The 13480-nt window shown below is 62.8% G+C and carries 13 protein-coding genes; 7 read left to right on the plus strand and 6 right to left on the minus strand.

Going from position 1 to position 13480, the window contains the following annotated elements:
- Positions 1 to 5 precede the first annotated feature (5 nt).
- On the minus strand, positions 6 to 911 hold the full coding sequence (locus AC1DJO_RS06975; RefSeq protein ID WP_112388256.1) for a dihydrodipicolinate synthase family protein: 906 nt from the start codon (positions 909 to 911) through the stop codon (positions 6 to 8).
- Positions 912 to 1194: 283 nt separating this feature from the next.
- Between AC1DJO_RS06975 and AC1DJO_RS06980 the strand changes: the two genes are divergently transcribed.
- The 7 genes from AC1DJO_RS06980 (at position 1195) to AC1DJO_RS07010 (ending at position 8738) form a co-directional block, all read left to right on the plus strand.
- Positions 1195 to 2835: an ABC transporter substrate-binding protein gene (locus AC1DJO_RS06980; RefSeq protein ID WP_112388255.1), complete on the plus strand. Its 1641-nt coding sequence runs from the start codon at positions 1195 to 1197 to the stop codon at positions 2833 to 2835.
- A 136-nt stretch (positions 2836 to 2971) separates the two neighbouring features.
- Positions 2972 to 3928, plus strand: a complete 957-nt coding sequence (locus AC1DJO_RS06985) for an ABC transporter permease (RefSeq protein WP_112388991.1) — start codon at positions 2972 to 2974, stop codon at positions 3926 to 3928.
- 2 nt (positions 3929 to 3930) lie between these two features.
- On the plus strand, positions 3931 to 4890 hold the full coding sequence (locus AC1DJO_RS06990) for an ABC transporter permease (RefSeq protein ID WP_112388254.1): 960 nt from the start codon (positions 3931 to 3933) through the stop codon (positions 4888 to 4890).
- Positions 4890 to 5894, plus strand: coding sequence for an ABC transporter ATP-binding protein (locus AC1DJO_RS06995; protein ID WP_112388253.1), 1005 nt, complete (start codon positions 4890 to 4892; stop codon positions 5892 to 5894). Before AC1DJO_RS06990 ends, AC1DJO_RS06995 begins: the two co-directional genes overlap by 1 nt.
- Entirely contained in the window at positions 5894 to 6886 is a 993-nt protein-coding gene (locus AC1DJO_RS07000) for an ABC transporter ATP-binding protein (protein WP_112388252.1), read from the plus strand. The genes AC1DJO_RS06995 and AC1DJO_RS07000 overlap by 1 nt, the downstream gene beginning before the upstream one ends.
- Positions 6883 to 7944 (plus strand): four-carbon acid sugar kinase family protein, encoded by a 1062-nt coding sequence (locus AC1DJO_RS07005; protein WP_112388251.1) that lies wholly within the window; start codon positions 6883 to 6885, stop codon positions 7942 to 7944. Before AC1DJO_RS07000 ends, AC1DJO_RS07005 begins: the two co-directional genes overlap by 4 nt.
- Before the next feature lie 26 nt (positions 7945 to 7970).
- Positions 7971 to 8738, plus strand: a complete 768-nt coding sequence (locus tag AC1DJO_RS07010) for a FadR/GntR family transcriptional regulator (RefSeq protein ID WP_310291159.1) — start codon at positions 7971 to 7973, stop codon at positions 8736 to 8738.
- On the opposite strand, the gene AC1DJO_RS07015 is transcribed toward AC1DJO_RS07010, so the two are convergent.
- The 5 genes from AC1DJO_RS07015 to AC1DJO_RS07035 all read right to left on the minus strand — a co-directional run bounded on the left by AC1DJO_RS07015 (position 8731) and on the right by AC1DJO_RS07035 (position 13456).
- The gene (locus AC1DJO_RS07015; protein WP_112388249.1) at positions 8731 to 9123 is read right to left on the minus strand and encodes a DUF779 domain-containing protein; all 393 of its coding nucleotides are present in this window, start codon (positions 9121 to 9123) and stop codon (positions 8731 to 8733) included. The genes AC1DJO_RS07010 and AC1DJO_RS07015 overlap by 8 nt on opposite strands.
- A gap of 204 nt (positions 9124 to 9327) precedes the next feature.
- A complete protein-coding gene (gene adh / locus AC1DJO_RS07020; protein ID WP_112388248.1) occupies positions 9328 to 10836 on the minus strand; it encodes an aldehyde dehydrogenase in 1509 nt (502 codons plus the stop codon).
- Between the two features lie 135 nt (positions 10837 to 10971).
- Positions 10972 to 11934, minus strand: coding sequence for a helix-turn-helix domain-containing protein (locus AC1DJO_RS07025; RefSeq protein ID WP_112388247.1), 963 nt, complete (start codon positions 11932 to 11934; stop codon positions 10972 to 10974).
- A gap of 125 nt (positions 11935 to 12059) precedes the next feature.
- The gene (gene tehA, locus AC1DJO_RS07030; RefSeq protein WP_112388246.1) at positions 12060 to 13061 is read right to left on the minus strand and encodes a dicarboxylate transporter/tellurite-resistance protein TehA; all 1002 of its coding nucleotides are present in this window, start codon (positions 13059 to 13061) and stop codon (positions 12060 to 12062) included.
- Positions 13062 to 13117: 56 nt separating this feature from the next.
- The gene (locus tag AC1DJO_RS07035; protein ID WP_112388245.1) at positions 13118 to 13456 is read right to left on the minus strand and encodes a carboxymuconolactone decarboxylase family protein; all 339 of its coding nucleotides are present in this window, start codon (positions 13454 to 13456) and stop codon (positions 13118 to 13120) included.
- Positions 13457 to 13480: the final 24 nt, after the last annotated feature.

A 13480-nucleotide genomic window follows, 5' to 3' on the forward strand; every position in this document is an offset into this window, starting at 1 on the left:
CCTCCTCACGGCAGCTGCGCGTAACCTTCGGAAAGGGCGGCATAGTCGGCGTCGCTGAGGGCGACGAGCGGCGGGCGGGTGCGCTTCCAGGCGGCATTGCCGGTCTTCAGGCCGACCATCGCCTTGATCGTCGGGATCTGGACGTAGGAGTTGGAGAGCGTACGGTAGGCATTGATGCGGGCCTGGGCCTTCTCGACCTTGTCTGCCTGCGCTTCGTCATGGACGTGATCGTAAACGGCGCGCAGCGAGTCGGCGACGAGGTTGGAGGTCGCCGTGATGCAGCCGGCGCCGCCGGCCTTGAGGAGCGGCAGCAGCAGCGGATCGGCGCCGCAGAGAACCGAAAAATCCGGATAGGCGGCGATGATCGCCTGCATGTTGTTGAAATCGCCTGCAGATTCCTTGATGCCGACGACCGTGTCAGGGAAAGCCTCGATCAGGCGGCCGATCAGCGGAACGGACAGCGGAATGCCGGAGACCTGCGGGATGTGATAAAGGATCACCTGCAGGCGGCTGTCGTTGATGCCTTCGAAAATCGCCGAATAGGCGTTGAAGAGACCGTCGTCGGTCACGCCCTTGTAGTAGAAGGGCGGCAGCATCACGACGTTGGTGACGCCAAGCGAAAGCGCATGCTTTGTCAGCTCGATCGTTTCGGGAATGGCGGCAACGCCGGTGCCCGGAAGGAGCTTGTCAGGCGAGATGCCGGCCTTCAGCGCGGCTTCGAGCAGCATCCGGCGCTCGGCAATCGAAAAGGAGTTCGCTTCGCCTGTCGTGCCGAGCAGGGCAACGCCGTGGCAGCCTTCATCAAGCAGGCGCTTGCAATGCTCGGTGAAGAGCGCAACGTCGGGGCTGCCGTCGGCGTTCAAGGGCGTGGTGGCGGCGCTGAAAACGCCGGTGATCTTGTGATTGCTCAAAGCATCCTCCTCTGCAGCGTGATGCTGCTCCTGGCACTTGCCGTGCGTGACTTTTCCTCGAAATGATAAGTTGTTGTCAATCTTACAAGCTGCGTCAGAATGACGTTGGTATTTTATCTATATGAAATTAAATGATAAAAATTTTTTGCGTGGATTTGAAAGTTGAAAACGGCAAATTTGGATTGACAGATTTACATTATCGCGCAAATCTCAGGGGCATTGTAAGGCGTCCGGCTCGGGGAGGGTTTTCGAGTACGCGCTGTTTTGCCCATGGGAGGAATGTATGACAGACCGCAATGACAAGAATGCTTCCACGGTTTCGCGCCGCGACGCGCTGAAGCTCGGTCTCGCCGCCGGCGTCGGCTTCACGCTGTTTGGCATGAGCGCCCGCATCGTCATGGCTGACGACGGCCAGGTGCTGAAGGCCATCAATCCGGCCTTCGATCAGGACTGGTCGCCGCTGCGCGGCGGTGGCCGTACGTTCCGCTGGAATTCATTCTGGTGGGCCTCGCCGATGTATTTCGACGCCGAAGGCAAGCTCAATCCCTACGTCTTCACCAGCTGGGAATCCCCGGACAAGAAGGTCTGGACCTTCAAGATCGATCCGAAGGCTGTGTTCTCCGACGGCAGCAAGATCACCGCGGCCGACGTCAAGGGCTCCTGGGAAGTCGCTTCCCGCCCGAACACCAAGAGCCAGCGCGCCGATCAGGTCATGGGCAAGGTTGACGGTTACAAGGACGTCGCCGGCGGTTCGGCCACCGAGATCTCGGGCGTTGCCACGCCTGACGAAGGTACCGTCGTCGTCACGCTGACGGAAGCCGACCCGATCTTCTTCATGCGCCTTGCCAACCACATCATCCCGATCACCAAGGCTTCGCAGTCCAAGGGCAGCGATGGCGAGGAAGTGGCTGACTGGTACAAGCCCGACAACAGCGCCGTCTATTCCGGCCCGTTCAAGCTGACCGCGCTCGATATCGACGCTGGCACGCTGACCTTCGAGCCGAACGAGAACTTCTTCGGCACCAAGCCGAAGCTTGCCCGCATCGAGATCGCCTCGATCGAAGACAACGTCACGGCAACGCAGCTCATCAAGTCGGGCGAATACAATGCCCATACCGAGCTGGTCACCTCGACCATCATCCAGGACCTCGGCCCGGAATTCTCCGCCGGCCCGATCATCCCGACCAGCCAGCACTTCTGGTTCAACGTCAAGCGCGCGCCGATGGACGATCCGAAGGTTCGCCAGGCGCTGATCATGGCGATCGACCGCGACGGTCTCTTCAAGGCATCCTATCCGGATGGCCCGCACAAGAAGGCCGATCAGATCCTGAACTCGGTCCCGGGTGCCGACAATTCCGGCTTCGAGCCCTATCCCTACGATCCTGAGGGCGCCAAGAAGCTGCTCGCCGAATCCAGCTACGGCGGTCCCGATCGCCTGCCGAAGATCATGTTCGTCGGCATCTCGGCTCCGGCCATTCAGGCAGCTGCCCAGTTCATTGCTGAGCAGTGGCGCCAGAACCTCGGCATCACCGCCGTCGATATGAAGCCGCAGCAGGACTCCTATGCCGGTCCGGACCAGAACTCGGTCCAGATCTTCCGCGACGACGTCGGCACCCGCGTTCCGGATGCCGTGTCCTATCTCTCGGGCTGCATCGCCTCCACGTCGTCCAACGCCCAGAACAAGCTCGGCGGTTACAAGAACGACAAGGTGGATGCGGCTCTCGCAGAAGCGGCCACCAAGGCTGCTGACGATCCTGATCGCATCAAGCTCGCCCAGGATGCCCAGAAGGCATTCCGTGACGATTGGGCGTTCATTCCGTGGTATTCTCAGGCCATGTCCCGCTGGGCAACCAAGGACGTCAAGGGCATGGAGAAGAACCTCGACTGGCAGGTCGTCGCTCCCTGGGACGTATCGGTTGGCTGATTGAGACGGCAAAGCCGGTCTCTCCAGCCCCCAAGCAACCGCGCGAAGGCCTCAGGGTCTTCGCGCAAGTTTCAAGAAAAGGTGCGGTCCGCGTCAGTTTGCGGAGAACGTTCCTGACAACAGGTGGGAGGTGGCCTTGCTTCGCTACGTGTTAACGCGATTTGCCATCTGGATTCCGTCGGTTCTCGTCGTCATGCTTGCCGTCTATGCGATGGCATTCTACGGCGCCGGCGATCCGATCAAGCTGATCTTTCTTCGTGCGCCAGGCGACGTCGCCTATAATCCGGAGCGCATCGAAGCCATCCGCGAAAGTGCTGGCCTCAACAAGCCCTTCATCGAGCAGTTCGGCTATTACATCTGGAACCTGCTGCATGGCCAGTTCGGCAATTCGCTGACCTCAGGCCGTTCGGTCTGGGCCATGGTCTCGGCTGCCGCGCCTGTGTCCTTCAAGCTGGCGCTCTGTTCCATCATCCTGACGGCGGTTGTTGCGATCCCGCTCGGGATGATCGCCGCGCTGAACCAGAATTCCCGCATCGACTACACGATCATCGGCTCGGCGCTGTTCCTCTGGGCGATCCCGGCCTATGTCGCCGGTCCGCTGCTGATGGTCGGCCTCATCGTGCTCCTGCCGATGATCAAGGTGCCCTATGGCTGGGGCGGCGTCTTCGACGTGCGCATCATCCTGCCGCTGATCGTCTTGTCCTTCCAGCCGATCGCGCTGATCGTGCGCCAGACACGCGCCGCCGTCATCGAGGTGCTGTCGGAAGATTTCGTCCGCACCGCCCGCGCCAAGGGCGTTCCTGAACTGGTCGTGGCGCTGAAGCATATTCTGCGGCCCGTCCTGACGCCCGTCGTCACCCAGCTCGGCCTCATCATGATCACCATCGTCAACGGCGCGATCTTCGTCGAGCTGGTCTTCGGTCTGCCCGGCCTTGGACGCCTGACCGTGCAGGCGCTGACCAACTCGGACTACCCCGTCATCCTCGCGATCACGCTGATCGGATCCTTCCTCGTCATGGTCTCGAACCTGCTTGTCGATGTGCTCTATCCGATGCTTGATCCGCGTGCCAACGACGCAAGAAGGAGCCGCTGACCATGTCCGCCATCCCTCTCTCGACAATCGAAACTGCCGATGAACCGCCGGTCAGCCTGTGGCGTGACGCCTGGTTCCGCCTGAAGCGCAACAAGCTTGCTGTTTTCGGCCTGGCTGTCGTCCTGATCCTGGCATTCGCCGCGATCTTCGGTCCCTATCTGACGCCTTACGACTACCTCAGCCAGGATCTGCAGGCGCGTAACGCCGCCCCGTCCATGGCGCATCTGTTCGGAACCGATGATCTCGGTCGCGATGTCTTCAGCCGCGTCGTCTTCGGCACGCGTACGGCGTTTCTCGTCGCCGTGGTCGTCACCTTCATCGCCGTGCTGATTGGCCTGACGCTCGGCGCGGTCGCGGGCTTCTTCGGCAATCCGTTCGACCGCGTCATCATGTGGCTGACTGATGTCACCATGTCGGTACCCAACCTGCTGCTCGTCGTCGTCATCAACGCATCGCTGAAGTCGCCGATCACCAACTGGATGGAGGCGCAGTATCAGGCGACCCTCAATCCCTTCTATCGCCAGACGATCTGGGTCGACTTCCTGCTGGTCTTCGGTTCGATGGCGTTGATTTCCTGGCCGCCCTATGCACGCCTCGTCCGCGCCCAGGTGCTGTCGATCCGCAGCCGGCCCTATATTACCGCCGCACAGGCACTCGGTCTTTCCAACTGGGTCATCATCAAGCGCTACGTGATCCCGAACGCGCTCGGTCCGCTGATCGTCTCGGTCAGCGCTGGTCTCGGCACCGCGATGGTTCTGGAAAGCGCGTTCTCGTTCCTCGGCGTCGGCGTCAACCCGCCGACCCCCAGCTGGGGCAACATGATCTCGGATGGTCTGCGCGTCTGGCAGCATTATCCGCATCTTCTTGCCGCTCCGGCGGCCGTGCTCGGCCTTGCCTCGGTTGCCTTCAGCTTCCTCGGCGACGGTCTCAACGACGCGCTCAACCCGCGGGGCAACAAGTGATGAACACGAAGACATCAGAACGCCTTCTCGACGTCCGCGATCTCACCGTCGAGATCGATGGCCGCAACGGCCCCGCCGTCGTCGTCGATGGCATCGATCTCTATGTCAACAAGGGCGAGACGCTCGGCGTCGTCGGCGAATCCGGTTGCGGCAAGAGCCTGACGATGCTCTCGCTCATGCGATTGCTGCCGAACAAGATCAAGGTCACCAAGGGCAGCGCCGCCTTCGATGGCCGCGACTTGCAGAAGATGTCGAATTCCGAACTGCGCAAGGTGCGCGGCGGCGATATCGGCTTCGTCTTCCAGGATCCGATGACCTCGCTGAACCCGGTCATGCGTGTTGGAGCGCAAATATGCGAGCCGCTGATCTATCATCGCAAGATGAGCAAGGCGGAGGCACGTACCCGCGCCATCGAACTGCTGCGGCTCGTCGGCATTCCCGGCCCGGAAGAGCGGCTGATGGCCTATCCGCACGAGCTTTCGGGCGGCATGCGCCAGCGCGTGATGATCGCCATCGGGTTGGCCTGCAATCCGAAGCTCCTGATCGCCGACGAGCCGACGACGGCGCTCGACGTCACCATCCAGGCCCAGATCGTCGATCTGGTGAAGGATCTGCGCGCCAAGCTCGGCATGTCTGTCGTCTGGATCACCCACGATCTGGCGCTGATCGCCGGTCTGGTCGATCGCGTTGCCGTGCTTTATGCCGGCACCGTTGTCGAAGACGCGCCTGTCGACGAGCTCTATGCCCGTCCGAGCCATCCGTATACGCGCGGCCTTTTGGCCTCGATCCCGAAGCTCTCGGACGCGCCGACGAGTCGGCTTTCCTCGATCGGTGGAACGCCACCGGAGCCCGGCCGCCGCCCCAAGGGCTGCCCGTTTGCGCCGCGCTGTCCGCTGGCGGAAGCCATCTGCCACGAGCGGGTGCCGAAGCTCGAGCCCGTCGCCGGTGCCGGAAATCACCGCGCCGCATGCTTCGTCGTCCAGAAAATGCAGGAGGCTGCGTGATGGGTGCTCAACCGCTTCTGAAGGTCGAAAACCTCGTCAAGCATTTCCACGTCAAGCTCGGCGCCTTCGGCGACCGCTCGGCGACGGTTTATGCGCTCGACAATGTCAACCTCGACATCATGGAAGGTGAGACGCTGAGCCTCGTTGGAGAGTCCGGCTGCGGCAAGTCCACGACCGGTTTCACCATTCTCAACCTCTACAAGGCGACTTCGGGCCGCGTGGTCTATAAGGGCCAGGATCTGGCGACGCTCGACGAAAAGCAGATGCGGCCCTTCCGCCGCGACCTGCAGATCGTCTTCCAGGACCCGTATTCGACGCTCAACCCGCGCATGACCATCGGCGAGGCGATCGGCGAACCGATCCTCTTCCACAAGCTCTGCACCAAAGCTGAGCTGAAGGACAGGATCGCCGCGCTGCTGACCGATGTCGGCCTGCCGACCCGCTTTGCCCAGCGCTACCCGCACGAACTGTCCGGCGGCCAGCGCCAGCGCGTCGTCATTGCCCGCGCTCTCGCCTGCCAGCCGAAATTCATCGTCTGCGACGAGGCAATTTCGGCGCTCGACGTGTCGATCCAGGCGCAGATCATCAACCTGCTTCTCGACCTGCAGGACAAATACGGACTGACCTACCTCTTCATCGCCCACGACCTTGCCGTCGTGCGCCACATCAGCACCCGCGTCGGCGTCATGTATCTCGGCCGTCTGGCCGAGCTCGCGAGCCGCGAGGAGCTGTTCGACAACCCGCTCCATCCCTATACCAAGGCGCTGCTTTCCGCGGTTCCGGAAACCGATCCGGAGCATGAACGCACCCGTCAGCGGCAGATCCTGCAGGGTGATGTTCCGAGCCCGCTCAACCCGCCGTCTGGCTGCCGTTTCCACACGCGCTGCCCAGTGGCGATGGACGTCTGTTCGAAAGTCATTCCGGAATGGAAGGAAGCCAAACCAGGCCATCTGGTCGCCTGCCACGCCGTCAACACGGGACAGACTGCATGACGTTGAAAGCTGCCATCATTGCCGACGACCTGACGGGCGCGCTGGATACCGGCACGCCCTTCGTGGACGCCGGGCTTTCGGTGGCGGTGGCAATCGATGTCGAGACCGCCGATGAGGCGCTTGCCGCCGGAACGGATGTTGTGGTCATCAACACGGCGTCGCGGGCTTTGTCCGCGGACGAGGCGGCCGGACGTGTCCGGCTAGCTGCCAAGGCGCTGAGCGCCAGGCAACCCGGTATCGTGATGAAAAAGATCGACTCTCGGCTGAAGGGCAATGTCGCTGCGGAGTCCGCAGCTCTTGCGGACGCGCTCGGCCTTGCCAGGATCGTTGTCGCTCCTGCCATTCCCGATCAGGACCGGACCACCTATCGCGGCTTTGTCGTCGGCCGCGGCGTCGAAAAGCCGATCCCGGTTGCCGATCTCTTCGCCGGACGCGAACTGGACGTCTCGGTTGCCGACGCCGAAAGCGATTATGATCTCGACGATATCGTTCTCGCCAACGATTGGGCTTTGGTCCTGGGGGTCGGTGCACGCGGCCTCGGCTCGGCGCTTGCCCGAAAGCTTGGCCGGAGCGGTGGCCAGCCACTGCCGTTCGAGGCATCGCGCCGCACGCTCTTTGCCTTTGGTTCGCGTGACCCGATCACCTCGGCACAGATGAACCGGCTGGAAGCCTCCGGCACGCTGCGCGCCGCAATCGATGCGCCGATGGGCACCGTCGAATGCGGCGAGGGCCTTGCCCTTCCCGTGCTGCTCCGCTGCAGTGGCGAAATCTCGGGAGACGGCGCTGCCGTCGCCCGGCGTTTCGCCGGCGGCGTCAAGGCCGTCATCGACGACACCAAGCCCGACATGCTGATGGTCGGCGGCGGCGACACGGCGCTTGCGGTCTTTCGCGAACTCGGCATCCGCACATTGATGCCGAAGGGCGAGATCGAGGCTGGCGTGCCGTGGTTCGACGTTGCGGCTGCTGATGGACGGCATTTCCGGTGTGCGGTGAAATCCGGGGGCTTCGGCAATTCCGAGAGTCTGCTAAGACTGGTTCCACGGAATCAGGCGGCTTGAGCATGAGACCGACGGGGAGAATGGGCGTGGATGAAGCAAATGGCGCATCGCTGAATGCGGGGAACGGTCCGGCAGCAAAGCCGGAACGCGGCAAGGCCGTGAAGCTCGTCGATCGCGTCTTCGACCAGATCCTCGAGCGCATCCGCGCCGGCAACTATCCGCCGGATTCGCGCCTGCCTGGCGAACATGAACTCGCCTCGATGCTCGGCGTCTCGCGCCCGATCGTTCGCGATGCGCTGGCGAAGCTGCGCGAGCAGGGCACCGTTTATGCGCGCCAAGGCGCCGGCACCTTTGTCAGCGCCCACGGCTCGCCGACGACGCAGCTTGCCTACTCGCCGGTCAAGACGATCGCCGATATCCAGCGCTGCTATGAATTCCGCCTGACGATCGAGCCTGCGGCGGCCTATTTCGCGGCCAAGCGGCGCGATGAGCCGGCGATCCAGAAGATCGCCTCGGCGCTGTCGGATCTGCGCGAAGCGACGAGCCACCAGCTGCATCGCAGCGATGCGGATTTCGTCTTCCACCGCTGCGTCGCCGAGGCGGCAAACAATCACTATTACACTGCCTCGCTCGATGCGCTGAAGCCGCATATCGCGGTCGGCATGCATCTGCACGGCCTGTCGCTGCTCGGCCCGCGCCAGGGTCTCGAGCAGGTCTACGAAGAGCACAACGAAATCTACAGGGCTGTCGCCGAGGGGCGCGCCGACGATGCGCGGAACCTGATGCAGACCCACCTCGAAGGGTCGCGTGACCGCTTGTTCGAGGGCAGGGCGCTCGATCTGTCGTTCAAATAGCGCGTTTGCCGATATCGGCGATAGCGCAAGCCTCGCCGCCGCCGAAAATGCGCGAGCGGGTGAGGAAGCGTTTCTCGCGTCCATTGTCCAGCGAGAACATGCCCCCGCGTCCGGGTACAACGTCGATGATCAGTTGCGTGTGTTTCCACGCTTCGAACTGGCTGGCGCTGATATAGACCGGCACGCCGCCGATCTCGCCGAGCTTGACGTCGTTGTCGCCGATCATGAATTCGCTTGCGGGGTAGCACATCGGCGACGAGCCGTCGCAACAGCCGCCGGATTGGTGGAACAGGATATTCGGATGATCGGCACGGATTTCACCGATCAGTTCGAGAGCTGCGTCTGTGGCCAGCACGCGAGGCTCGCCTTCGATTGTTTCTTCCATTTGGTTCCTCCCGTGGTTGAGGAGAGGAAACCCCTCCCCAACCCCTCCCCACAAGGGGGAGGGGCTAGTCTGTTGCGCCCTTCCTGTCCGCAACACCGTCTCATCCGCATTGATGTTGCCGAAGAACGAGCGGGTGCCTCAAGGTAAGCCCCTCCCCCTTGTGGGGAGGGGTTGGGGAGGGGACTCTCCCTCCAAACGCTACTCTCAGAAGAACCCAAGCGACTTCGGGCTGTAGCTCACCAGCATGTTCTTGGTCTGCTGATAGTGATCGAGCATCATCTTGTGGGTCTCGCGGCCGATACCGGATTGCTTGTAGCCGCCGAAGGCCGCATGCGCCGGGTAGGCGTGGTAGCAATTCGTCCAGACGCGGCCGGCCTGGATTTCACGGCCGAAGCGGTAGGCGCGGTTGCCGTCGCGGGTCCAGACGCCGGCGCCGAGGCCATAGAGCGTGTCGTTGGCGATCTCCAGCGCTTCCTTCTCATCCTTGAAGGTCGTCACCGAGACCACCGGCCCGAAGATTTCCTCCTGGAAGATGCGCATCTTGTTGTGGCCCTTGAAGATCGTCGGCTTGACGTAGTAGCCGCTCGCAAGCTCGCCACCGAGATCGTTGCGGGCGCCGCCGGTCAGAACCTCGGCGCCTTCCTGGCGGCCGATATCGAGGTAGGCGAGGATCTTTTCCAGCTGCTCGCTCGATGCCTGAGCGCCGATCATCGTCGCGCTGTCCAACGGGTTGCCCTGCTTGATCGCTTCGACGCGCTTGACGGCCTTTTCCATGAAACGGTCATAGACGGATTCCTGGATGAGCGCGCGGCTCGGGCAGGTGCAGACCTCGCCCTGGTTCAGCGCAAACATTGCAAAGCCTTCGAGCGCCTTGTCGAGGAAGTCGTCATCCTCGGCCATCACATCGGCGAAGAAGATGTTGGGCGACTTGCCGCCGAGCTCAAGCGTCACCGGAATGAGGTTCTGGCTGGCATATTGCATGATCAGCCTGCCCGTAGAGGTTTCGCCGGTAAAGGCGATCTTGGCAATGCGCGGGCTGGTGGCGAGCGGCTTGCCGGCTTCGAGACCGAAACCGTTGACGATGTTGAGGACGCCGGGGGGCAGAAGATCGCCGATGATTTCCGCCCAGACGAGCAGCGATGCGGGCGTCTGTTCGGCCGGCTTGATGACGACGCAGTTGCCGGCGGCGAGCGCCGGAGCAAGCTTCCATGCGGCCATCAGGATCGGGAAGTTCCAGGGAATGATCTGGCCAACGACGCCGAGCGGTTCATGGAAATGATAGGCGACGGTGTCGTTGTCGATCTCGCCGATCGAGCCTTCCTGGGCGCGAATGCAGGATGCGAAATAGCGGAAGTGGTCGATTGCCAGCGGAATATCGGCGGCCATGGTTTCGCGGATCGGCTTGCCGTTGTCCCAGGTTTCGGCCTGTGCCAGAAGCTCCAGCTTGTCTTCCATGCGCTGGGCGATCTTCATCAGGATATTGGAGCGCTCGGCAGGCGCCGTTCTGCCCCACTTGTCCTTGGCGGCATGGGCCGCGTCGATCGCCGCGTTGATGTCCTTTTCGTCGGAGCGGGGGATTTCGCAGAGCTTGCCGCCGGTGACGGGCGTGATGTTGTCGAAATATTTCCCGCCGATCGGTTCGCGCCACTCGCCACCGATATAGTTGCCGTATTTCAGCTTGAACGGAGATTCGACGATCTTCTGATGCAGCATGTCATCCTCCCTTGATGATGCCAGGTTCGGGAACGAACCAGTGGAGGAAATCTGCGCGTCTTTTGGCTTTCGAAATACCCGCCCGGGGCAATGCCGCACTGCACACTGTCGCAGCGCTGCGACAGGCTTGAGAGCTCAGTGCAGGTTGAGCCGCTTCATCTTGCGGTGAAGCGTGGCGCGGCTCATGCCAAGATTGGCAGCGGCCTGCGAGACATTGCCGTTGGTGCGTGTCAGCGCCCGCATCAGCGCAGCGCGCTCGGCGTCCATCAGCGCCTCCTCGCCGTCGGCCGGGCGGCTTTCCTGCAGGGCATCGGCCGCGGGGATGCCGGCGGCGATCCGGCGGTCGTCGAGTTTCAGCGCCAGCCGGGCGGCACGCGTGGCGCCAAGCACCAGATCGTGACGGTCGACGGCAAGCAGGGCGGCAGCGGAATTGGAGCCTGAAGGCACCATCAGGAAACGGGAGCCTGCAAAGGCGCTGCGGAAGATATTGAGCTCGATACGCATCGCCGCGTCACGCACCGCCTGCGCCAGGATCGACAGGGTCATCTCGTTGACGTCGTCGCGGCAGGTGGAGATGTCGAGAGCGGCGGCCAGCTGGCCGCGATGGTCGCGGATCGGCGCGGTCGTGCAGCTGAGCTTGATGTTCGAAGAGAGGAAGTGCTGGTCGCGAAAGATCGAGACGGAGCGCTCGTCGGCCAGCGCCGTGCCGATGCCGTTCGTACCGACGCTCGCTTCTGTCCAGACCGAGCCGGTCCAGAGGCCGAGGTCGTTGAACTCCTTGTCGTCGGCACTGGCGCCGCGGCGCTCCAGTGCCACCCCTTCGCGGCAGGTCAGAAGCAGGCAGCAGCCTGCCTTGCCGACCGTCAGGAACAGCCGGTCGAGCTCATCGCTCGCGTCGCGGATCAGTTGTTCGGATTGTTCGCGGGCAAGCCGGAATTCCTGCTCGGTCAAGCGCAAGGGGGTGCGCTTCTCTTCCGGAGTCAGCTGATGCTTGTCCATGCAGCGGCGCCAGGAGGCAACGATCGGGGAGCTGGCTGCAGCAGAGTTCTGCTGCGCCCACGTGTAGACATGGTCGGCATGCGCTGTGGTTTCGTGCATCTGCTCCTCCCACGGAACGTAGACAGCAGTCTGGGGCAAATGCCGTCTCATTGCAATTCTGCTTAAGGAAGCAGCCTGTTCCATGTCTCAGGGGAACTGTCGCAGATCTGCGACAGTTCGCTGTTTCAGCTGGTCTTTGGCTGTGTGGCGGGCAGAAGCTTGCCGCGGGCAATCAGCCAGAGCGTGCCGATCGCGATCAGGCCGACCACGGCATTGACAGCGATGAAGATTACCACGGCCAGACCTTGGAGCGCCGCGTCGTCGCTATGGCTGGCAACGCGGATCGTGGCGGTGGCAAGGGCGGTCGCACCGAAGGTGAAGGCCCAGTAGGAACCAGCGAAGGGCTGCTCCATGATCCAGGGCAGGAGACGCAGCAGGATAGCCGCCTCCAGGATGGCGTAGCCGAGCATCGCATGAACCAGCATGTCGGGCGTCCCGCCGTTGACACTGAGATAGGCGACACTGCCGACCGCCGGAGGGGCGAGCTGGATACCCAGTGTCGGGCGCAGTTGCACGGCGAGTTCCGGCGCCGTCAGCAGGCGATGCAGCAACACCGAGTCGATCGCCAGCCAGGCGAAGAAGCCGGCGCCGAAGGCAAGCTGGCCGAGCTCATGGTGTCCGAGTGCACCGAGAACGATGGCGGAGACGAAGGAGCCGGCGACCGTCGGCAGATAAAGGACGGGTGTCGTGGCGGTCACATCACGGCCGCCCTGCCACAATCCTCCGGTCCGCCACAGGGCGAAGGCGAAGGTGAAGACGACGCCGACACCGAAGAGGAGTTCGGTCGCTGCCCGCGAATAGGGCAAGAGAGCGAGGCCAGCCAGCATGGTGGCGACACCGGCGAGGCCGACGAAGCAGCATTGAACGGCATGCTCCAGCTCGGCCAGTGCCTCGCTCCGGGCATTCAGCCATTTCAGGCCGTAGAGGACGCTGACGACGAGCCAGACGGCCACTGCCAGCAGGCTGAGGATCTCGCCCGGCGCGGCGGGCAAGCCCCAGACCGAGGCCGCCGCCCGCCAACTGTTGCCGAGCCCGGCAATGCCGAGAACCATGCCGAAGAAGGATGCCGGGACACGCGGCATCTGGAAACCGGCCCTTGCCGGCATGTCTGCAGCTTGCATTGCCATGACCTCGCTTCAACAGGGGAGCGGAAGGCGCGCGCCTTCCGCGTCGCAGAATGTACTTAACCGGCGATCGCCTCGGCGGCGTCGAGGACGCGGGCCGAATAGACCATGGCGGCGCCGGCATTGATAGCCACCGCAACACCGAGCGCCTCGGAGATTTCCTCCTTGGTCGCACCCTGCTTCAGGGCTTCCGTCGTGTGGACGGCAATACAGCCGTCACAACGCACCGTCACCGCAACGGCGAGCGCGATCAGTTCGCGCTGCTTGGCGTCAAGATAATTGGTCTTCTGCCCGGCCGTCGAGAGGGTCTGGTAACCCTTCACCGTCTCAGGCACGGTCTTGCCGAATTCGCCGATCCGGGCGATCAGCTGGCTGCGGTATTCTTTCCAGTTCAACATGGTCTTGCCTTTCCATCATCTTCA

The organism is Rhizobium sp. 05N430, assembly GCF_056396985.1.

Excerpts from the sequence above, each read along its gene's own strand:
- AC1DJO_RS06980 (WP_112388255.1), top strand. The coding sequence starts at position 1,195 with ATGACAGACCGCAATGACAAGAATGCTTCCACGGTTTCGCGCCGCGAC.
- AC1DJO_RS06990 (WP_112388254.1), top strand. The coding sequence starts at position 3,931 with ATGTCCGCCATCCCTCTCTCGACAATCGAAACTGCCGATGAACCGCCG.
- AC1DJO_RS06995 (WP_112388253.1), top strand. The coding sequence starts at position 4,890 with ATGAACACGAAGACATCAGAACGCCTTCTCGACGTCCGCGATCTCACC.
- AC1DJO_RS07000 (WP_112388252.1), top strand. The coding sequence starts at position 5,894 with ATGGGTGCTCAACCGCTTCTGAAGGTCGAAAACCTCGTCAAGCATTTC.
- AC1DJO_RS07005 (WP_112388251.1), top strand. The coding sequence starts at position 6,883 with ATGACGTTGAAAGCTGCCATCATTGCCGACGACCTGACGGGCGCGCTG.
- AC1DJO_RS07015 (WP_112388249.1), bottom strand. The coding sequence starts at position 9,123 with ATGGAAGAAACAATCGAAGGCGAGCCTCGCGTGCTGGCCACAGACGCA.
- adh (WP_112388248.1), bottom strand. The coding sequence starts at position 10,836 with ATGCTGCATCAGAAGATCGTCGAATCTCCGTTCAAGCTGAAATACGGC.
- AC1DJO_RS07025 (WP_112388247.1), bottom strand. The coding sequence starts at position 11,934 with ATGCACGAAACCACAGCGCATGCCGACCATGTCTACACGTGGGCGCAG.
- tehA (WP_112388246.1), bottom strand. The coding sequence starts at position 13,061 with ATGGCAATGCAAGCTGCAGACATGCCGGCAAGGGCCGGTTTCCAGATG.
- AC1DJO_RS07035 (WP_112388245.1), bottom strand. The coding sequence starts at position 13,456 with ATGTTGAACTGGAAAGAATACCGCAGCCAGCTGATCGCCCGGATCGGC.